General features: G+C 62.2%; 2 protein-coding genes. Both read left to right on the top strand.

The genetic code is table 11. From position 1 onward, the window contains the following. Positions 1-2 precede the first annotated feature (2 nt). Positions 3-20,855 (top strand): non-ribosomal peptide synthase/polyketide synthase, encoded by a 20,853-nt coding sequence (locus O1W68_RS00010; protein WP_269300873.1) that lies wholly within the window; start codon positions 3-5, stop codon positions 20,853-20,855. 124 nt (positions 20,856-20,979) lie between these two features. Further along, a partial coding sequence (locus tag O1W68_RS00005; RefSeq protein WP_269300872.1) for an amino acid adenylation domain-containing protein occupies positions 20,980-23,242 on the top strand: 2,263 nt, incomplete at its 3' end.

Below are 23,242 nucleotides of genomic sequence, written 5' to 3'. Positions count from 1 at the left end.
GATTGGACCCGCTAGGTTCGGCAGGATCAGGTCAGGATGCGCAGGGGGGCCGCGCGTCGTCGTTTCCGCTCTCTCCTGCTCAGCTCGGGATGTGGTTCGCGCAACACGTCGATCCGTCCGTTCCCGCAAACATCGCGCAGTACGTCGAACTACGTGGTGCTCTCGACATCGACCTTCTGCAGCGAGTGTCGTCCGAAGCTGCGCTCGAGATGCAGTCCGGGTTCGTTCGTATCGTCGAAGTCGATGCAGAACCGCGGCAATTCGTCGATCCCACCCTCGACGACGAACTCGGATACCTCGACCTACGCGGTGAGGACAACCCACGAGCAGTAGCGCACGCGTGGATGCGAGCCGACTACAGCGCTCCGATAGACATGCTCACCGACCGGTTGATCGCCGCGACGGTGCTGCACCTCGAAGACGACCTCTTCTTCTGGTACGAGCGCGTCCATCATGTCGTGCTCGACGGATTCGGTGCGGTCACGTTCATGAATCGTGTCGCGGAGCTCTACACCGCGGCCGCGAACGGTACCGAGCCGAAGAAGAATCTGTCCTCGGACCTGACCAAGGTCTACGACCTCGACGTTGCATATCGGGACTCGACGCGCTTCGAGACCGACCGCGAGTACTGGGCGGATCGAGTAGCGGGGATCGAGACCGTGACGAGCCTGGCCGGACGTAGTGCGGCGCCTGCACCTGTCAGCCAGATCGACACCACGGCGTTGTCGGCGTTGCACGCCGCGCGGATCGAGGACTTGACCACTGCGACGGGTTCAACGCTGGCCAGTGTGGTGATCAGCGCGTTCGCTGCCTACCTGGCCCAGATGACGGGACGCGAGGACGTCGTCCTGAGTCTGCCGGTCACCGCCCGCACCACGGCAGTACTTCGCCGCTCGGGTGGAATGGTCTCCAACGTCGTACCACTGCGCCTCGACGTGTCGCGAGACACCACGGTCGAAGAACTTCTGGCACGCATCGGTACCGAAGTGACCGGTGCCCTCAGGCACCAGCGTTACCGCCACGAAGATATCCGCCGTGACGCCGGTGGTGCCGGCGGGCAGGCGTCGTTCTTCGGACCCTGGGTCAATATCATGCTGTTCTTCAGTGAGTTGCGCTTCGGTTCGATGGTCGGCGGAATCAACATCCTGTCCACCGGTTTGATCGAGGATTTCGGGCTCAACCTCTATCAGAGCGTCGCCGGCAGCACGACTCACGTCGATTTCGAGTCGAATCCGAACCTGTACGACTCCGAAGAATCGGCACGCAATCACGCACGCTTCATCGACTTCCTCGACCGGTTCGTCGCGGCAGGGCCTAGCGCTCGAGTATGGGACCTCGAGCTTGCCACCGCCGACGAGAGATCCTCTGTACTGGAGATCTGGAACGAGACAGAACACGAGCTGGTCCAGCGGACACTTCTGTCGGACTACCATGCCCGCGTCGACCTCGATCCAGAGAGCACAGCGCTCGTCTACGAAGGCTTGTCGCTCACCTACGGCGAACTCGGCTCACGCGTGAGCGGTCTTGCCAGAATGCTGATCGCCAAGGGTGTAGGCCCGGAGACACTGGTCGGATTGTCCATTCGCCGATCACTCGACCTGATCGTTGCGATGTACGCGATCGTCGAAGCCGGAGGCGCATGGGTACCGCTCGATCCGGATCATCCCGCCGATCGCACTGCATACATTCTCGACTCTGCGCAACCATTGTGCGTTCTCGTCGTCTCGCGCGACGGGGTGGAACTACCGGACGGCACCGACACGGTGCAGGTCGACCTTCTCGACTACGCAGCGCTGAATTCTGCACGCGTTCAAGAGCGCGATCTCCTCTCCCCGCTGCGACTCGACAACACCGCATACGTGATCTACACCTCGGGCTCCACTGGCCGACCCAAGGGCGTCGCCGTCACTCACGCGGCGATCGACAACCAACTCCAGTGGATGCGCTCGGAGTACGAACTCGACGCCACCGACGTCTACCTGCAGAAGACGGCGACGACGTTCGACGTCTCACTGTGGGGCTTCTTCCTGCCCCTCCAGGTCGGTGCCACCATGGTGCTGGCCACTCCCGACGGACATCGGGACTCGGTCTACGTCGCGGACAAGATCGCCGAACACAGTGTTACCGTCACCGACTTCGTGCCGTCGATGCTCACGGTGTTCGTCGCGAACGCACCGATCGGAACATGCGGGTCGTTGCGGCATGTGTTCGTCATCGGTGAGGCGTTACCGGTGGAAACAGCAGCAGCATTTCGTGAGCTGACCGATGCCGGGTTGCACAACTTGTACGGTCCCACCGAAGCGGCAGTCTCGGTGACGTACTACGAAAGTGGTGTACAGGACGAAAGAACTGTTCCCATCGGAGTTCCCGAATGGAACACCAGGGCTTTGGTACTCGACGGCCTACTCCGGCCCAGCCCGATCGGAGAAAGCGGCGAGCTCTATTTGGCGGGCGTGCAGTTGGCTCGTGGATACGTCGGCCGGCCCGATTTGAGCTCGGACCGCTTCGTCGCCAACCCTTTCGGGAGCGCGGGGGAGCGGATGTACCGCACCGGCGACCTCGTGCGTTGGCGCGCGGACGGCACCATCGACTACATCGGACGGACCGACTTTCAGGTCAAATTTCGTGGGCAGCGCATCGAGCTCGGTGAAATCGAGACGGTTCTTCTTGCACACCAGTCCATCTCGCAGGCCGTGGCGCTCGTCGTTCCCACTGCGACCGGCGAGCAACTTGTCGCCTACGTGGTACCCGGTCCAGGCGCTACGGTCGACGCAGCCGAGGGGGCCGAGTTCGCGTCCCGATCACTTCCGTCGTACATGGTGCCTTCCGCGATCGTCGTTCTCGACGCACTACCGCTTAATACGAGCGGTAAGCTCGATCGAAAAGCGTTGCCGGAGCCGGTGTTCAGCAGTGCCAAGAAATATCGAGCTCCGCAGACGCGAGTGGAGTACGTGGTCGCAGGTGTCTTCGAAGACGTCCTCGGCGCATCGCACGTCGGTCTCGATGAGGACTTCTTCGAACTGGGCGGTAACTCGCTGATCGCAACGCAACTCGTCACGCGGGTAGGAACTGCCCTCGGAATCCGTCTCGGTGTCCGAGAGTTGTTCGAAGCGCCGACGGTCGGTGCGCTCGCATCGCGCGCCGAGACAGCGATAGAACAGGGATCCGCAGGCCCACCACTGACTGCCGGTCCTCGGCCGGATGTTCTGCCCCTGTCCCTTGCCCAGCAACGTATGTGGTTCCTCAACCGGTTCGACCCGGATACCGCTGCATACAATCTCCCGTTCATGGTGCGACTGACCGGCGACGTGAACGAAGTGGCGCTGTCCCAGGCATTTGCGGACGTGGTCGCTCGTCACGAAACGCTGAGGACGGTCTACCCGCAGGTCGACGATGCCCCACAACAATTGATTTTGCGGACCGAGGACGTCTTGTCGGAACTCTCGGCCGCATCCGTCGACGAGACTTCGTTGGTCACCGAATTGGTGGAGTTCGCTCGCGGCGGATTCGACGTCGCAGTCGCTGCACCGATCCGGATCGCACTGTTCAAGATCTCCGATTACGAGTACGTGCTCGCCATGGTGTTGCATCACATCGCGGCGGACGGGTCTTCGTTCGGTCCACTCGCCCGCGACATGATGGCTGCATACGAGGCCCGGTCGAACGGACGGGCACCCGCGTGGGCGCCTCTGCCGATCCAGTATGCGGACTACGCGTTGTGGCAACGTCGACTCCTCGGACTCGAAAGCGACAGCGCTTCGCTGTCCGCTCAGCAGATCGAATTCTGGGTCCAGGCCTTGGATGAGCTACCCGATCAGCTCGACCTTCCATCGGATCGCCCCCGTCCGTCGGTAGCGACCAACGGTGGAGCAAAGAGCCGCTTCACCATCGACGCCCGCATCCATCGCGGTCTCACCACTGTGGCGCGCGCGCACCAAGCTTCGCTCTTCATGGTCGTGCAGGCCGCGTACGCGGTGTTGCTGTCGAGGCTGAGCGGTACCACCGACATTGCGATCGGCGCGCCGATTGCAGGCAGAGCCCATGAGCAGCTCGACGACATCATCGGCATGTTCGTCAATACGCTGGTCCTTCGTGCTCGGGTGGAGCCCCACGATTCGTTCGACGATCTACTCGATCAGGTACGCAACACCAACCTATCGGCGTTCGCGCACGCAGACATCCCCTTCGAGCGACTCGTCGAGGTGCTCAATCCTGCTCGATCGACTGCCCGGCACCCGCTGTTCCAGGTTGCGCTCTCCCTGGAAAAAGCGCGTGTGAGCGAGCTCAGCTTCGCCGGTCTGCAAGTGACCGCGCAGGAACTCGATGTTCCGATCGCGAAATTCGACCTTCAGCTCTGGCTCACCGAGCATCAGGACGATTCCGGGGAGCCGGGACGAATCGAAGCCACCTTCGAGTACGCCACGGACCTCTTCGACGCCTCGACGATCGAGGGATTCGCCGACAGGTTCCTGCGCATTCTCGAGGCCATCGTTGCAGATGCATCGGTTCCGTTGGGCGTCATCGATATTCTGGCTCCGGACGAGTCCGAGACGTTGACGACCATTCACGGTGGCCGCGTCGAATCGCGACGACTTCTGCCAGAATTCTTGGCGGCCGGTGTGGCTGTCAACCCGGACGGCATCGCGGTGCACACGTCTGAGGAGACGGTGACGTACCGAGAACTCGACGAGCTCACCGATCGATATGCTCGGTACCTGATCGATCGAGGCGTGGGCCCGGAGTCCGTTGTCGCACTGGCATTTCCGCGCTCGCTGGAGATGGTCATCTCGATGTGGGCAGTGGCGAAAGCTGGTGCCGCGTGGGTTCCCGTCGATCCCGAATACCCCACCGACCGGGTGCGGCACATGCTCTCGGACTCAGGGGCCCTCGTAGGGATCACCTCGTCGACTCGCGTCGACGAACTACCCGGCACGTGCGAGTGGTGGGCAATCGACAACGCCGAGTTCGAGGAAGCTGTCGCCGGCTATCCGGCCGACGGTGTGTCCGACGAGGATCGGACCGCGCCACTTCGCCTGGACCACCCCGCGTACATCATCTACACCTCCGGCTCTACCGGCCTGCCCAAGGGCGTCAGTGTCACCCATCGAGGCCTGTCCGGTCTGATCGACCAGTCGGTAGACCTCTATCGGGTGACGCCTGCGTCGCGGTTCCTTCACGTGATCTCCCCGAGCTTCGACCCATCTGTTCTCGAATGGGCACTCACTGCCTCGGCTGGAGCAACTCTGGTCGTGGCCCCGCCGTCGATCATCGGTGGCCCCGAACTTCATCGACTCCTTGCCGATGTTGCTGTCACACATGCGATCATCACGCCGGCCGTACTCGGCTCCGTCGACCCGGTCGGCCTCGACGACCTGGAATTGTTGTCCGTCGGTGGTGAGGCATCCGCGGCCGATCTGATCGCGCGCTGGGCACCGGGCCGCCGCTTCTTCAACGCATACGGACCGACCGAAACAACGATCGTATCGACGCGCGGTGAACTGTTCGTCGGCGAGCCGATCACGGTAGGTAGGCCTGTACCTGGTGTCGGCGCCCTGATTCTGGACTCCCGCCTGCAGCCGGTCCCTGCCGGTGTTGCAGGTGAGCTCTATCTGTCGGGCGACGCCGTCGCACGTGGCTATTTCAAGCGTGCAGGATTGACTTCGGATCGGTTCGTCGCCGACCCGTACAGCAACGCGGGGACGCGAATGTACCGCACCGGCGACATCGTTCGATGGACGAAAGACTTTGCCATCGAGTACGTGGGGCGCTCGGACTTCCAGGTGAAGGTTCGCGGCTTCCGTATCGAGCTCGGGGAGATCGACGCAGCGCTCGAGACGTTCCCCGCGGTCACCTTCGCAGCGACACTCGGACGCGAAATACAGTCGGGTCAAACGGCTCTCGTGTCGTATGTGCACGGTTCGGTGAGTATCGACAAGGACGAACTGTCGAAGCACGTGGGACGCCTGCTGCCGAACTACATGGTGCCTTCGGTGATCGTCGTTCTCGACGAGGTTCCGTTGACACCGATCGGCAAACTGGATCGCCGGGCCCTTCCGGAACCGGAACTCGGCATCAGCTTTCGTCAGTTCCGTGCCCCGACGACACCGATCGAGGAAACTGTTGCGACAGTGTTCAGCGATGTCCTCGGCGTCCCCGTCGTCGGCCTCGACGACGACTTCTTCGAACTCGGCGGCAACTCGCTACTGGCAACTCAGGTGGTCTCTCGGCTGGGCGTCGCGCTGGATGCCAGTGTTCCCGTACGCATGGTGTTCGAGGCATCTTCGGTAGCGCTTCTCGCAGTACGGGTGGAGCAGTCAGCGGGCGAAGGCGGGCGCATCCCGTTGGTCGCCTCGACCCGTCCCGACCAGGTACCACTGTCGTTGGCACAGCAACGGATGTGGTTTCTCAATCGATTCGACACCGATTCCACTGCTTACAATATTCCGTTCGCGCTGAGACTGACCGGCGAGCTGGACGTGGCGGCACTTCAAGTCGCCATCATGGATGTAATCGATCGACACGAGTCGTTGCGGACCGTCTACCCGGACACCGTCGACGGCCCGAGACAATGCATCCTCGACGCGGCCCAGACGGTCCCTAGTCTCATGCCGATTCAGACGTCGGCGGCGGACATCCAGCGACAGGTCTTCGCGCTGGCTTCCACCACGTTCGACGTGACGGTGAATGTCCCCATACAAGCCCGACTGTTCGAGATCGGGCCGCGCGAACATGTGGTCGCGATGGTGGTGCACCATATATCGGCCGACGGCTGGTCGATGGGGCCCCTCGCTCGCGACATCATGATCGCCTACGCCGCTCGGACGGCATGGGAGCATCCAGCATGGTTGCCGCTGGCCGTTCAGTACGCCGACTACAGTTTGTGGCAGCGGTCGGTTCTCGGTTCGGAGAAGGATTCGACTTCGCTTATCTCGAGCCAGGTCCACTACTGGGCCGACATGCTTGCAGGGCTACCGGATCAGCTCGATCTGCCGACCGACCATCCGCGGCCTAGTCGTCAGTCCTACAAGGGTTCCTCGGTTCGTTTCGAAATCCCTGCCCACATGCATCGTGAACTGTCGCTTCTGGCGCTTGCCCACAATGCGTCCCTGTTCATGGTCGTGCACGGCGCCCTTGCCGTTTTGCTCTCGAGATTGTCCGGGACGAGCGATATTGCCATCGGTACTCCCGTTGCCGGCCGCGGGGACGCCGCGCTCGACGATGTGGTCGGGATGTTCGTCAACACCTTGGTGCTCCGCACCGACGTCGACGCTTCGACATCGTTCTCGGAGCAGATCGGTCGCGCGCGGGAAGTCGCGTTGGGCGCATTCGGTCACGCCGACCTGCCCTTCGAGCGCCTCGTAGAGGTGCTCAATCCGACACGTTCACAGGCGCGGCATCCGCTTTTTCAGGTGATGCTGTCCTTCGAGAACCTCACTCGAACCCACGTCGATCTGCCCGGTCTTTCCGTGGACAGCGTCGCTCTCGATGCGGAGGTCGCCAAGTTCGATCTACAGCTCAACGTCGTCGAGTCGATCGGAGACGACGGTCGGGGGCAGGGCATGTCCGCCGAATTCACCTACGCGATAGATCTTTTCGATGCGGAAACTGTGCGCAGTTTCGCGTCGCGGTTCGTTCGCGTTCTCGAAGCGGTCGTGGCAGATTCATCGGTCGCGGTAGGTGACATCGATCTGCTGGACATCGGTGAACGCAAGCGAGTCGTATCGACGTGGAACAGAACTCGGCACGATGTCGCTCCCGGTCTGACACTGGTGGATCTGTTCGATCGCCAGGTCGAGGCCACACCTGAGGCATCGGCGCTGGTGTACGAGGACGAGAGGCTCACCTACTCGGAATTCGATTCGCGAGTCAATCGCCTTGCGCGGCATCTGATCTCGATCGGCGTAGGCCCGGACATGTTGGTGGGGCTTGCAATCGGCCGCAGTGTGGAGCTGCTGGTCGGCATGTACGCCATCGTCAAAGCAGGGGCCGGATACGTACCGATCGATCCGACGCAGCCGACCGAGCGCAACGAGTACATCATTGCCACCGCGTCCCCTGTCTGTGTGTTGTCCACGATGCGGGATCACCTGGATCTCGGGGTCATCGACGTCATCGACATCGATGACCTGAACGTCGACGGGTATTCGAACGCGGCCGTCTCGGACGATGACCGGCTGTGCCCGCTACGGGAATCGAACACGGCATACGTGATCTTCACCTCTGGTTCGACAGGCCGGCCGAAGGGTGTCGCGGTGGCGCATTCGGCCATCGTGAATCGTCTGCTGTGGATGCAGAACGAATACCCGATCGACGCGGCCGACGTCGTGCTCCAGAAAACTCCGTCTACGTTCGACGTCTCGGTGTGGGAGTTCTTCTGGGCTCTGCAGAACGGTGCCTCGGTGGTCGTTGCCGCGCCCGACGGCCATCGAGATGCCGCTTATCTCCTCGAGCTCGTTCAGCGCGAGCAGGTTTCCGTCGCGCACTTCGTGCCGTCGATGCTGGCGGTGTTCGTGCCGGAGGTCGAGGTCCGCCGAGCCGCGGGTAGTTCGTTGCGTCTGGTGTTCGCATCGGGTGAAGCGCTCGCTCCGACGACCGCACAGTCGTTGCGTCGAGCGTTGCCCCGTGTCGCCTTGCACAATCTGTACGGTCCAACCGAGGCCGCGGTCGACGTTACTTACCACCCGGTCAGCGACGTCGACACTGTAGTGATGCCGATCGGTATGCCCGTGTGGAACACCTCGGTGTTCGTGCTCGACGCGCGACTGTCGCCCGTGCCGGTGGGTGTCGCTGGTGAGCTCTATCTCGCGGGTGCCCAGTTGGCCCGTGGATACGTCGGTCGCCCAGACCTCTCGGCCGACCGCTTCGTCGCAAATCCTTTCGCGCAGTCCGGAAATCGGATGTACCGAACCGGTGACGTCGTGCGGTGGAATCGCGGCGGTGAACTGGAGTACATCGGTCGCAGCGATTCGCAGGTCAAGCTCAGGGGTCTGCGCATCGAGCTCGGTGAGATCGAAGCCGTCCTACTCGAGAACACCTCGATCCAGCAGGCGGCTGTCTCGGTGCGCGGCGAGCAGTTGGTGGCCTATGTGGTCACTGCTCCCGACACCGACCTCCGTCCGGTACGAGAGATGTTGGCGTCACGGCTGGCCGAGTACATGGTCCCGTCCGTGTTCATGCCGTTGACAGAATTCCCACTGGGTGCGACGGGCAAGCTCGACCGTCGAGCACTTCCGGATCCGGTGTACGTTCAGCGCGAGTACCGCGAACCCGTCTCGCCGACGGAGCAGGCAGTCGCGAGCGTCTTCGCCGAGGTACTCGACGCGACCGAGGTCGGACTCGACGACGATTTCTTCGAACTGGGCGGCAACTCTTTGATCGCGACGCGTGTCGTGACTCGGCTCGGCGCAGCCCTGGATGCCGAGATCGGCGTCCGTACGTTGTTCGAGAATCCGTCTGTAGCCGCTTTGGCTCGCGCAATCGCCGAGCGGGCAGGTGCCGGACGCCGTAGGCCTTTGGTGCCGCAGGTCCGCCCTGAACTCGTTCCCCTCTCGCTCGCCCAGCAGCGCATGTGGTTCCTCAACAGGTTCGATACTGCTTCCGGGGTCAACAATATTCCTGTGGCAGTGCGCTTGTCCGGTCTGCTCGACCGACAGGCTCTCAATGTGGCCGTTGCGGACGTGTTGGATCGGCACGAGTCCCTCCGCACTATTTTCCCGGAGGTCGACGGGTCCGGCCATCAGTTGATACTGCCCACCAATAAGGTGATTCCAGATCTCGCGCCGATCGAGATCTCCGGGGACGACATTTTCTCGGTTCTGGAAGAGGTGGCGACGACTGGTTTCGACGTCACCGTCGAACTTCCGTTACGTGCGCGTCTGTTCGAAATCAGCCCGACCGAACATCTTCTGGTGCTGGTCGTTCATCACATCTCCACCGATGGCTTTTCGATGGGCCCACTGACCCGCGACATCATGACTGCCTATATCGCCCGGTCCGAAGGCGTGCAACCGAATTGGTTGCCGCTACCGGTTCAGTACGCGGATTACAGCTTGTGGCAGCGAGACATGCTCGGGCACGAGAGTGACCCGGAATCGCTGTTGACGCAGCAACAGAACTACTGGAAGTCCGCGCTCGCAGGAATACCTGCTCAGTTGGATCTGCCGGTCGATCATCCGAGGCCCGCGGTCGCATCGAACCAGGGTGCGGGCGTGAGCTTCCTCGTCGGGCAGTCCACCGTGGACGTCCTGACCGATCTTGCGCATCACCACGCCTCCTCGCTGTTCATGGTCATGCATTCGGCTTTTGCCGTTCTGCTCGCCCGCCTCTCGGGGACCGAGGACATCGTGGTCGGAACTCCGGTGGCTGGACGCGGTGAGTCCGCTCTCGACGATCTGATCGGCATGTTCGTCAACACGCTGGTTCTGCGCACACCGGTGGACATGCGTGCACGCTTCGATGAGGTGCTCGCGGCTACGCGTACGACAGACTTGCAGGCTTTCGCCAACGCAGATGTCCCGTTCGAACGACTCGTCGAGGTGCTCAACCCTGCTCGATCACAAGCGCGACACCCGCTGTTCCAGGTGATGCTCTCGTTCCAGAACATGGAGCTGACCGACCTCGAGCTTCCAGGACTGTCGGTCTCGATGGTCGACTTCGAAACCAAGGGTTCGAAGTTCGATCTCCAGCTGACCATCAGTCAGAAGACCGATGAGCACGGAACCGACGCCGGCTTGTCCTGCCTCTTCACCTACGCAACCGACCTCTTCGACGCGGCCACCGTAGAGGCGATGGCGGCTCGCTTCCAGCGAATCTTGCGAGCGATCGAAGTCGATCCGGCAATTATCGTGGGCGACATCGATTTTCAGGCACCAGAGGAGTACAACCGGCTCGTTCGCACGGTCAACGATACCGAGCATGCGGTCGACGACACCGAGACCCTCGCTTCCTTGTTCGACGCGCAGGTCGGGCGTACTCCGAATGCGCCTGCACTGGTGCTCGCGTCGGAGACCGATGCGCCGTCGCCGGTCCTTACCTACGCGGAGTTCGATGCGCGAGCGAACGCCCTCGCTCGGTATTTGGTGGGCCGAGGTGTCGGCCCCGAATCCACCGTGGCATTGGTAGCGCGGCGTTCGTTCGAGCTGCTGATCGGCATGTACGCGATCATCAAATCAGGCGCAGCGTACGTCCCCCTCGATCCTGATCAGCCCGCCTCGCGTAACGAGCACATCCTGGCGAGTGCTCGGCCAGTTCTCGTCCTCGCCACCGAGGACACCGCGAACTCGATCACGGCGGATGCCCCGGTCTGTGTGTTCGACAAGCTCGATCTCGATGATGTGTCGACGTCTGCGATCACCGACGCGGACCGGACGCGTCCACTCCGACCGGACAATCCGGCCTACCTCATCTTTACTTCGGGATCGACAGGTTTGCCGAAGGGCGTCTCGATCAGTCACCGCGCGATCGTGAATCAGATGCTGTGGCGCCAGGAGATCTACCGGCTGACTGCTGCCGACGTGTTGATCCAGAAAACGCCGGCGACGTTCGACGTGTCCGTATGGGAGTTCTTCTGGGGACTGGAGAACGGCGCGTCACTGGTGATCGCTCCCCACGATGCGCATCGTGACCCGGGCCGGATCACCCGCATCATCGAGCGTGAACAGGTGACACTCGCGCACTTCGTACCCTCTGTGCTGTCGGTGTACGTCACCGATGTCGATACCGATGCTTGCCGGTCCCTCCGACTGCTGTTCGTCGGCGGCGAGGCTTTCACGCCTTCGGCCGTAGCTCGGGTTCGACGGGTCTTTCCTGGCGCCGAGTTGCACGACCTGTACGGACCTGCAGAGACTGCAGTCGACGTCACCTTCCACGCCGTCACCGACGTCGATACCGAGACCGTTCCCATCGGTGTGCCGCTGTGGAACACGCGCGCATACGTGCTGGATCAACGGTTGCACTCGGTGCCCGCCGGGGTGCTGGGGGAGCTGTACATCGGCGGCGTGCAGCTCGCTCGCGGATACGCGAGTCGGGCCGACTTGACAGCTGAGCGTTTCGTGGCAGATCCCTTCGGCGAGAACGGTGCTCGACTCTACCGAACCGGTGACGTCGTACGCTGGAATTCCGCCGGCGAACTGGAGTATGTGGGTCGGAGCGACTTCCAGGTCAAGCTTCGAGGCCAACGTGTAGAACTCGGCGAGATCGAGTCGAGCGTTCGCGCGGGCGCCGAGAACGTCGACGACGCGGTCGTAGTCGTTCATTCCGATGCTCGCGCAGGCGACCGACTGATCGCCTACGTCGTGCCCCGGCCAGGTCACGGTGTCGATACCGACGCGCTTCGTGCGGCAGTGAAGATGTCACTGCCGTCTTACATGGTGCCGTCGGTGTTCGTAACGTTGGACGCATTCCCGCTCAACGCGAGCGGCAAGTTGGACAGACATGCCCTACCGGTGCCCAGTGCCGAGGTTGTGCAGTTCCGCGCACCAGTCACACCGATCGAGGAGATCGTCGCTCAGGTATTCACGAACGTCCTGGGCACGGCTAGGGTTGGTCTCGACGACGATTTCTTCGAGCTCGGTGGGAACTCACTGGTTGCCATGCAATTGGTTTCGAGGTTGGGGACCGCGCTGGACTCGAGTGTCGGAGTGCGAGAGCTGTTCGAGAATTCGACGGTCGGTGCGCTGGCCGCCAGCGTCGAGCGCAAGGCCGGGACCGGTGGCCGCAAGGCTCTCGGTCCACAGAATCGTCCGGCGTTGATCCCTTTGTCCCTTGCACAGCAACGGATGTGGTTCCTCAACCGATTCGATCCGGAGTCGGCAGTGAACAACATTCCGGCGGCAATCAAGCTGACCGGAGCTTTGGATGTCGCGGCGCTCGCTGCGGCGGTAGGCGATCTGACGAGCCGTCACGAGTCGTTGCGTACCGTCTATCCGGACCACGATGGATCGGGCTACCAGAAGATCCTGTCCGTGGGCGAGGTCACCCTCGATCTGACACCGGTGGACGTTTCGGAGGATGACCTGCCGACGCGGATGTACGAGTTGGCTGCGACCGGATTCGATGTCACCCTGCATGTTCCGTTTCGAACGCAGCTCTTTCGGATCGGTACCCATGAGCATGTGCTGATGTTCGTAGCCCACCACATAGCGGCCGATGGATTCTCGATGGCTCCGCTGGCCCGCGATGTCATGACGGCGTACGTGGCCCGATCAGAGGGTCACGAGCCAGGCTGGCCGATGCTCGAGGTCCACTACGCCGACTTCGCCATCTGGCAGCGCGAGGTGTTGGGGTCCGAATCCGACCCAGGCTCGCTACTCGCTCAGCAAGAGACATTCTGGCGCGACGCGCTCGCCGGGCTACCTGACGAGGTGACGTTGCCGACCGACCGTCCGCGTGGCGAGACGGCTTCGGGGCACGGGGCCGTGGTGTCTTTCGACGTCACCGCCGATGTACATCGCCGACTCTCAGCACTCGCGAGGGACAACAACGCGTCGTTGTTCATGGTCGTCCACAGTGCGGTTGCCGTGATGCTGGCCCGTATGTCGGCGACGGACGATATCGCGATCGGCACACCGATTGCGGGTCGCGGCGATGCTGCTCTCGACGATGTGATCGGAATGTTCGTCAACACGCTGGTCCTGCGCACCGATGTGGACGCAGCGAGTACTTTCCGTGAACTCCTCGTGACAGCGCGTGAGGTGGACCTGGCTGCATTCGCGCATTCCGATATTCCGTTCGAGCGTCTGGTGGAGGTGCTCAATCCCGAGCGCTCGCAAGCCCGTCACCCGCTCGTTCAGGTATTGCTCGCGTTCCAAAACATCCGACGGACTGGATTCGACCTACCTGGGCTGACCGTCGCGCCGGTGGATGTCGACGCGGCGACCGCGCGTGCGGATCTGCAATTGACGGTCACCGAATCGGCGGCTGTCGACGGGACCCCGGACGGTCTGCGAGTTTTCTGGACCTACGCAACAGATCTCTACGACCGAGCCACGGTGGAAGAGTTCGGCGCTCGGTTGCTGAGAGTGCTCGACGCGGTTGTCGAGGACGAGCACATCGTGATCGGCGAGATCGATCTGCTCGGGGCCGAGGAGCGGGTGCGTGTGACGTCGACGTGGGCGGGTGTCGACGGGATCGATCCGTCGGTGTCGACGCTGGCCGAGATGTTCGACCAACAGGTCCTGCGGTCGCCGCAGTCGTGTGCGGTGGTGTTCGGCGAGGAGCGATTGAGCTATCGAGAGCTCGACGATCGCTCGAATCGCCTTGCACGTCACCTGATGTCGACCGGGGTCGGCCCGGAGTCGTTGGTCGCTGTGGCATTGCCACGATCGGTGGATCTCGTCGTCACGTTGTTGGCTGTGATCAAAGCCGGCGGTGGGTACGTACCGGTTGATCCGACGAATCCGGCAGACCGCATCGCCTACGTCTTGGCCGATGCTGCACCGACTGCATTGGTGACCTGGTCGGGACGCGAATTTTCAGTGCCTGCAGGGTTGGGCTGCGTTGAGATCGACGCCGTGGACTTGTCGGTTTTCGGTTCCGCTGCGGTGGACGATGTCGAGCGAGCTCGTCCGCTTCGTCCCACGGATGTTGCATACGTCATCTACACCTCGGGATCGACGGGTCGCCCCAAGGGCGTAGTAGTCCCACATGTCGCGGTTGCGCGTTTGATGGCCAACACAGATGGGCTGTTCGAGTTCGACAGCAGTGATGTGTGGACGCTGTTCCACTCGTACGCATTCGACTTCTCGGTGTGGGAACTGTGGGGGCCATTGCTTCACGGCGGCACGCTCGTGGTGGTGGACTACTTCACCTCACGGTCGCCGGAGGCGTTCCGTGAACTGTTGATTCGTGAAAACGTCACCGTCCTGAACCAGACCCCGTCGGCGTTCTATCAGCTGGCAGCGGTGGACCGAGTCAGCACTGCCAGTGAGGGGAGCTTGCAGCTCAGATACGTGATTTTCGGTGGTGAGGCGCTCGAACTGCGTCGACTGTCGGATTGGTTCGATAGACACGGCGAGAACGGTCCCGAGTTGGTGAACATGTACGGGATCACCGAGACGACCGTGCATGTGTCGCATCGTCGGATCGACCGCGAGTTGGTGTCGAGTGCTACGGGATCGGTAGTGGGCGCGGCTATCCCAGGGCTACGGGTCTATGTTCTCGATTCGCGGCTCGCGCCGGTTCCGGTTGGTGTTGCGGGCGAAATGTATGTTGCGGGTGGGACGTTGGCTCGCGGGTACCTCGGTCGAACGGACCTGACGGCAACGCGTTTCCTCGCCAACCCCTTCTCCGGTACTGCGGCGCACGCTTCTGGTTCGTTGATGTACCGCACCGGTGATGTGGCGAGGTGGACCATCGATGGTGATCTCGAGTTCGTCGGTCGTGCTGATGATCAGGTCAAGATTCGTGGCTTCCGTATCGAGCTCGGTGAAATCGAATCCGCGCTGTCGAGTCAGGATCCGGTGGGCCAGGTAGCCGTTGTGCTTCGAACCGATCGGCACGACACGCATCAGTTGGTTGCTTACCTCGTACCGGTCGTGGGTTCGAGCATCGACGTTCAGAAGCTCCGTACCGAAGTGGCTGCTGTGCTGCCTGAATACATGATTCCCTCGGCCTTCGTCGTGGTGTCCGAGATTCCGTTGACCGTGAACGGAAAGCTGGACCGTCGCGCGTTACCGGAACCGGTGTTCGAGGTTCGAGAGTTCAAGGCGCCGACTACACCGATCGAGGAGATCGTCGCGGAGATTTTCGCCGACTTGCTCGGCGTCGACCGAGTCGGTGTCGATGACGACTTCTTCGAACTCGGCGGTAACTCGCTGATCGCCACGCGAGTGGTGTCGAGGATCGGTGCAGCGGTCGATTCGGTTGTCCCGGTGCGTGCGTTGTTCGAGTCACGAACAGTGGAGAGGCTCGCGCTCGAGGTCGAGCGGTCCGGAAAGTCCGGGAGAGTAGCGCTGGTCGCGCGCACGCGCCCGAACGAGATCCCACTGTCGTTGTCTCAGCGTCGTATGTGGTTCCTGAACAGGTTCGACCCCACCTCGACGGCGTACCTCGTTCCGTTTGCGCTGCGCTTGTCCGGAGAACTGGATGTAGCAGCTCTCGGGGCGGCCGTCGCCGATCTCATCTCTCGTCATGAGTCGCTTCGAACCGTGTATCCGGAGTCGGAGAACGGTCCGGTGCAGAAGATTCTGCACCCGTCTCGGTCGATTCCCGAACTGCCGGTATCAGATGTCGCTCCCGACGCGTTGTCCGAGCACATCGCTTCGCTCGCGTCGACACAGTTCGATGTGACGACAGAGGTACCGATGCGGATCGAGCTCTACCGAACCAGTGCCACCGAGCACGTGCTGGCGATGGTTGCGCATCACATCAGTGTCGACGGGGTATCGGTCGGTCCGCTGGCTCGCGACCTGATGACCGCATACGCAGCGAGGGCGACCGGCACCGAGCCGGGTTGGACTCCGTTGCCGGTGCAGTATGCCGATTTCAGCCTTTGGCAGAGCGATGTGCTCGGCTCCGAAGAGGACGCGAACTCGACTGCGGCTCAGCAGATCAGCTATTGGACCGACGCACTCGCTGACCTCCCGGACGAGCTGACCCTTCCGTCCGATCGCGCGCGGCCGGCAACGCAGTCTTTCGCCGGTGGCAGCGTCGAGTTCGAGATCGATGCCGAGCTACACGAAGGTCTGCGCGATCTGGCACGCAAGCAGGGCGGCACCCTGTTCATGGCGGTACACGCGGCCTTCGCCGGATTACTCTCGAGGCTCTCCGGCACAGGTGACATCGCTGTCGGCACACCGATCGCCGGTCGCGGTGATCGCGCGCTCGACGACCTGATCGGCATGTTCGTCAATACGCTGGTGCTACGGACACACGTGGACGGCGCACTGCCTTTCGCGGAACTCATCGACCGCGCCCGTGAGGCAGACCTCGGCGCCTTCGCAAACGCGGACGTGCCGTTCGAACGGCTGGTGGAAGTTCTCAATCCTGTCCGTTCGACTGCACGGCACCCGCTGTTCCAGGTCGGGTTCTCCTTCCAGAACCAGGGAGTCACCGAGGTGGCGCTTCCGGGTCTCGATATCGCAGCATTGGATATCGAATCCGGTGTGGCGCAGTTCGATCTGCATCTGATCGTGGTGGACCGCTATTCGGAGAGCGGAGTGCCTGCAGGGATGTCGGCAGAGTTCACCTACGCGAAGGATCTCTTCGACCACACGACCGTGAGTACGATCGCGACACGGTTCGTCCGGCTGCTCGAATCTGTGGTCGAACGACCCGACGCACGAATCGGGGACATCGATTTACTCGGTATCGCCGAACGCGAACTCGTACTCGAATCATGGAATTCGACCGACCACTCCGTTCACAGCGAAGCCACGTTGGTCTCGTTGTTCGACGAGCAGGTCGCAATCCGTCCGGACTCGACTGCGGTTGTCGAGGGCGATCAACGCTGGACATTCCACGAATTCGATTCGAGGGTCAACAGATTGGCCCGGTATCTGATCGCGCGCGGGGTCGGACCGGAGACGTTGACAGCGTTGGCGATACGTCGGAGTGCCGATCTGGTCGTCGCGATGTTCGCCGTCGCGAAAACGGGTGGTGCTTATGTGCCACTCGATCCCGATCAGCCGCTCGAACGTGTCGAGTACATTCTCGAGACTGCTGGGCCGGTACTGCTGCTGTCCAAGTCGAGTGACGGTTCGCGATTCTCGGACCACTCCGTCCTCGACATACCGATGGCGGATATTGCAGGCCTCGATCTGTCCGTGCATTCGGATGCGCCGATCACCGATGCGGAGCGGGCGGCACCTTTGCGCGCAGGCAACTCCGCCTACGTGATCTTCACCTCGGGATCGACCGGACGCCCCAAGGGCGTCGCCGTTTCCCACGCTGCGATCGCCAATCAGCTGATGTGGAAGCGAACGGAGTTCGATCTCGGTTCGCAGGATTCGATTCTGTTGAAGACCTCGGCAACGTTCGACTTGTCGGTGTGGGAGTTCTGGTCGGCCCCGACGTCAGGGGCAACCCTCGTCATCGCCGGACCGGACGAGCACCGCGATCCTGCACGGGTCAACGACATCATTCGGAAGGAGTCGATCACCACGCTCCATGTCGTGCCGTCGATGCTGACCGCGCTGATGGTCGACGGAGATGGCGTCCTTCCTCCTTCGTTGAAGCGTGTGCTCGCGATCGGTGAGGCACTGCCAGGAGATACTGCTCGGCGTTTCGTCGAACACAACGAAGGTGCCTTGTTCAACCTGTACGGCCCCACCGAGGCTGCGGTGTCGGTGACCTCGCACCGAGTACGATCCGACGAGAGTGCGCGCGTCCCGATCGGTCGGCCGGAATGGAATACACAGGCGTACGTGCTCGACACACGGCTACACCCCGTCCCGGCAGGAACTATCGGTGAGCTGTATCTTGCGGGCAAGCAGCTTGCGCGGGGATATCTCGGCCGTCCCGATCTGACCGCTGATCGCTTCGTCGCCAATCCTTTCGACCCCAGTGGCGGACGGTTGTATCGTTCGGGTGACCTTGCATTCTGGGATGTACACGGCGAACTCGTCTTCGCGGGCCGCTCCGACTTCCAGGTCAAGATCAGAGGCTTCCGGATCGAACTCGGCGAGATCGAGGCGGCAATGCGTGCGCTGAATACGCTCGCCGATTCGGCGGTGATCATGCACTCCGACGCCCTCACCGGGGATCGACTCGTGGGTTATCTGGTTCCCTCCGAATCCCGAACGATCGACATCGACGAGGTACGGACAGCGTTGGGTACGTCCTTGCCGTCGTACATGGTGCCGTCACACTTCGTCGTGCTGACGTCCTTACCGCTCAACGCCAACGGCAAGCTCGACAGGGCGGCCCTCCCCGCTCCCGTCTTCGAATCGACCGAGTTCCGCGCTCCGACCGATCCAGTCGAACAGATCGTGGCGCGGGTGTACTCCGAGCTTCTAGGAGTTGCTCGCGTCGGACTCGACGACGACTTTTTCGCTCTCGGTGGCAATTCGCTGGTCGCAACTCAGCTCGTGGCTCGGCTCGGGGCCGCACTGAATGCGTCGATCCCGGTGCGCTCGGTATTCGAGGCGCCGACGGTCGGTGCGTTGGCAGCGCGGGTGGAGTCGCACGTCGGGCAGGGAGCGCGTGTGCCTCTGATCGCACGCCCTCGTCCGGAGTCCGTTTCGCTGTCGTTGGCCCAGCAGCGCATGTGGACCCTCAATCAAGTGGATCGAACGTCCGACGCCTACAACATTCCAGTAGCCATCAGACTTACCGGCGCGTTGGATGTCACGGCGTTGCGAGCTGCAGTGGGCGACCTGTTCCGTCGGCACGAGATACTGCGAACGAGGTATCCGGATACCGATCACGGCCCTGTCCAATCCGTGGTTCCGATGTCCGAAGTCCTACCAGGTCTCGAGGTTCGCAAAATCTCGGCCGCCGAGGTACCGGTTGTCGTCGGAGACGTCGTCACCGCCGGTTTCGATGTCGCGGCGCGAGTGCCCGTTCGAGCCGAGCTCTTTTCGATCAGCGAGACGAACGAGTCGGAGTTCGTCTTGGTGTTCGTTGCCCATCACATCAGCGCCGACGGCTTCTCCATGCGCCCGCTGATCAGGGACGTCATGACTGCCTACATCGCTCGGACGGCCGGCGATGCGCCGCTGTGGACGGAACTGCCTGTGCAGTATGCCGATTACGCGTTGTGGCAGCGGGAGGTCCTCGGATCCGAGGACGATCCGGACAGTGTGTTGTCCAAGCAGATCGACTACTGGGCCGAGACTCTGGTCGGCGCACCCGAGCAGATCGCGTTGCCGACCGACTTTCCGCGCCCTGCTCGAGCATCCTTGCGTGGTGGCCGCTCCGAGTTCACGGTCCCGTCCGACATAGCAGCGCGTGTACAAAAAACTGCTCGCGAACACAATGCGACAGTCTTCATGGTTGTGCACGGCGCTTTGGCGGTGCTGCTGTCGAAGCTGAGCGGTGATCAAGACATCACCGTGGGAACCCCAGTGGCGGGACGTGGCGATGCCGCGCTGGACGACCTCGTCGGCATGTTCGTCAACACGCTGGTGCTCCGGACGAAAGTCTCGCCGAGCACGACCTTTGCCGATCTGTTGACCGAAGTACGAGAAACCGATCTGTCCGCGTTCGCTCACGCCGATGTCCCTTTCGAGCGGGTCGTCGAAGTGGCAGGTCACAAGCGCTCGGCCGCCTACAGTCCTCTGTTCCAGGTCATGTTGACCTTCCAGAACCTTGCCACTGGCACGTTCGCCTTGCCTGGCCTGAAGGTGTCGGCTTTGGAGAGCGGACTGGAGCAGGCCAAGGTCGACCTGCAACTGACGGCGGTCGAACGTTTCGACGAGTCGGGAGATCTGACCGGGATCGACGCCGTGTTCAACTACGCCACGTCGTTGTTCGAGTCGAAGACGATCGAATTGTTCGCGCAGCGTTTCACCCGCGTGCTCGACCTCCTCACATCAGACCCCAGCAGTGTCATTCGGGCGGTGGACATTCGGTCCGAGGCCGAACGTGCAGGGCCTGCACCCAAACCGAAGACGATCGACGACCTGCCCGAATTGGTCTCGGCCGCCGCCGCAGTTGCCGCATCGTCCATTGCGTTGTCCCACGCCGGAACGAGCGTCACCTTCGGGCAACTCGACGAGAAACTGTCGGCCGTCTCGAAATCGACCGGGGGAGCACTGAAACCAGAGGCGGTTCTGTCGGTGGCGCTGACAGGCCTTCTACCAGGAATATTGCCTGCACTGGGTGCCGATGGCTTCGCCGCAACGGTTGCGTCACTGATCAGTGACGCCCAGGCTTTCATCGCTGATCCGGGAGGACCCGGTGTCACCATGCAGTGACCTACACGGGCCTGATCGTGAACTTGGAGTCGAAGCCGGTTTGTGTCGCAGCGTTTCGTAGGGTGTCTCGTGTACGCGATGCATCTCGGCGCGTCCCGCGGCGGTTAGTAGGAGGAACACTCAGATGTCGAATGGTCGGCCGAACACTCGAAGCCAGGGCGCTGCCGGCAGCGTAACCGTGGACGAGCTTCCAGGAGTGATCTCTGCAGTTGTCGATGCTGCGCCCGATCGCATCGCATTGACCCACGGCGGGACAACCGTGACCTACACGACGTTGCATGCCGAGCTGACTGCGCTCGAGGCCGCCATGGGTGGTGCACTGGGGACCGAGGCGCTCGTCACCGTCGTGCTGTCCAACGTTCTTCCCGGCGCACTCGAGTCCGGTGGCCTCGCCGGTATCGTCGAGTCGATTGTCGTCGACGCCTCCGAGGTGTTGGGGGATCTGACTCCTGCAGGCCCGCCGACGCTCGTATCCCGCTTCGAGGAACAGGTCGCCCTTACTCCGGATGCAATCGCCGTCGAGTTCGAGGGCACAAGCTTGACCTACGCGGAATTCGATTCTCGAGCGAATCGACTCGCCCGCCATCTCGTGTCGCTGGGAATAGGCCCGGAGTGCCTCGTCGGACTGGGGATCAGACGGTCGCTGGAGCTACTCGTCGGCATGTACGCGATCGTGAAATCGGGAGCAGCGTACGTTCCTCTCGACCCTGATCATCCGGCAGAGCGTTTGGCGTACGTGCTCGACGTCGCACAGCCGGCAGCCGTACTCGGCCTGTCCACCGAACCTCTCGACCTGCCGGCCGGGGTCGGTGTCATCGAGATCGACCTGTTGGAACTGGACGGATTCGACGCGACCGCCCTCGCCGACAGCGACCGGATGCGGACGTTGTCGGACGATTCGTTGGCCTACGTGATTTTCACATCAGGGTCCACCGGACGCCCCAAGGGTGTGGCAGTTTCACATCGCGCGATCGTCAGCAATGTGCAATGGCGTCAAGATCACTACGTTCTGACACCGAACGATGTAGTGCTGCAGAAAACACCGTTCACATTCGATGTCTCGGTGTGGGAATTCTTCTGGCCCTTGCAGATCGGTGCCAGACTCGTCGTTGCGACGCACGATGGACATCGTGACCCCGCGTACCTAGCTCGTGTGATGACCGAACGCGGGGTCACCGTGGCCCACTTCGTACCGTCGATGCTCGCGGTGTTCGTCGCAGAACCCTCGGTCCGCGAGATCGAGACGTTGCGATATGTCTTTGCGTCCGGTGAGGCGCTTCCAGCCCAGACCACGACGCGATTCCATACCGTCAGCTCGGCAGAACTGCACAACTTGTACGGTCCGACCGAGGCCGCGGTGGATGTCACGTACTACGAGACTGCCGATGTGGAATCGGGATCCGTCCCCATCGGCCGGGCCGTGCACGACACCTCGCTCTACGTGTTGGACGACGGACTCCGACCGGTCTCGACCGGTGTCGAAGGTGAGCTCTATCTTGCGGGCATCCAACTTGCACGTGGCTACGTAGCGCGACCGGACCTGACAGCCGATCGGTTCGTGGCTGATCCGTTCGACGACGGACGCCAGATGTACCGGACCGGCGACCTGGTCCGGTGGGCACCTCGCGATGGGGTCGACATGCTGGAATACGTGGGACGCACCGACTTCCAGGTGAAGCTCCGTGGTCTTCGTATCGAGCTCGGCGAGATCGAAACTGCAGTTCTCGAGCATCCTTCGGTCGCGCAAGCAGTTGCCCTCGTCCACACCGACGACTCGCTGGGCGATGTCCTTCTCGCGTATGTGGTGCCCGCGCAGGGCGAGTTCATCGATCAGGAGTCGCTTGCGCAGGCTGTCGCTTCCCGACTGCCGGAATACATGGTCCCCGCGTTGTTCGTCGCAGTCGAGGAGTTCCCACTCGGTTCCAGTGGCAAACTCGACCGAAGAGCTCTCCCCGCTCCCGACTTCTCCTCGTTGGCAAGCGAATACAGGGAGCCGTCCACCGATACCGAGCTGGCGCTTGCCGAGGTGTTCGCTGAGGTGCTCGGTTCCGAGGCCATCGGTGCCGACGACGATTTCTTTGCGATCGGCGGTAACTCGCTGATCGCTACCCGGGTGATCTCGCGCATCAATGCGCGATTCGACATCCGTATCGACGTTCGAGACTTCTTCGACGCGCCGACGGTCGCGGGACTCGCGATACTCGTCGACGCCGCAGTTGCGCAGGGGGGCGGGGGAAGAGCACCGCTCGTTCCGCAGGATCGGCCGGATGTTGTTCCGTTGTCGTTGGCGCAGCAGCGGATGTGGTTCCTGAACCGGTTCGATACTGCTTCTGCAGTGAACAACATTCCGGTGGCGATCAGGCTGACCGGTGAGCTCGACGTCGCTG

The organism is Rhodococcus sp. H36-A4 (assembly GCF_027158005.1).
Taxonomy (GTDB): Bacteria; Actinomycetota; Actinomycetes; order Mycobacteriales; family Mycobacteriaceae; genus Rhodococcoides.
This window is presented reverse-complemented; position numbering and strand designations above follow the sequence as displayed.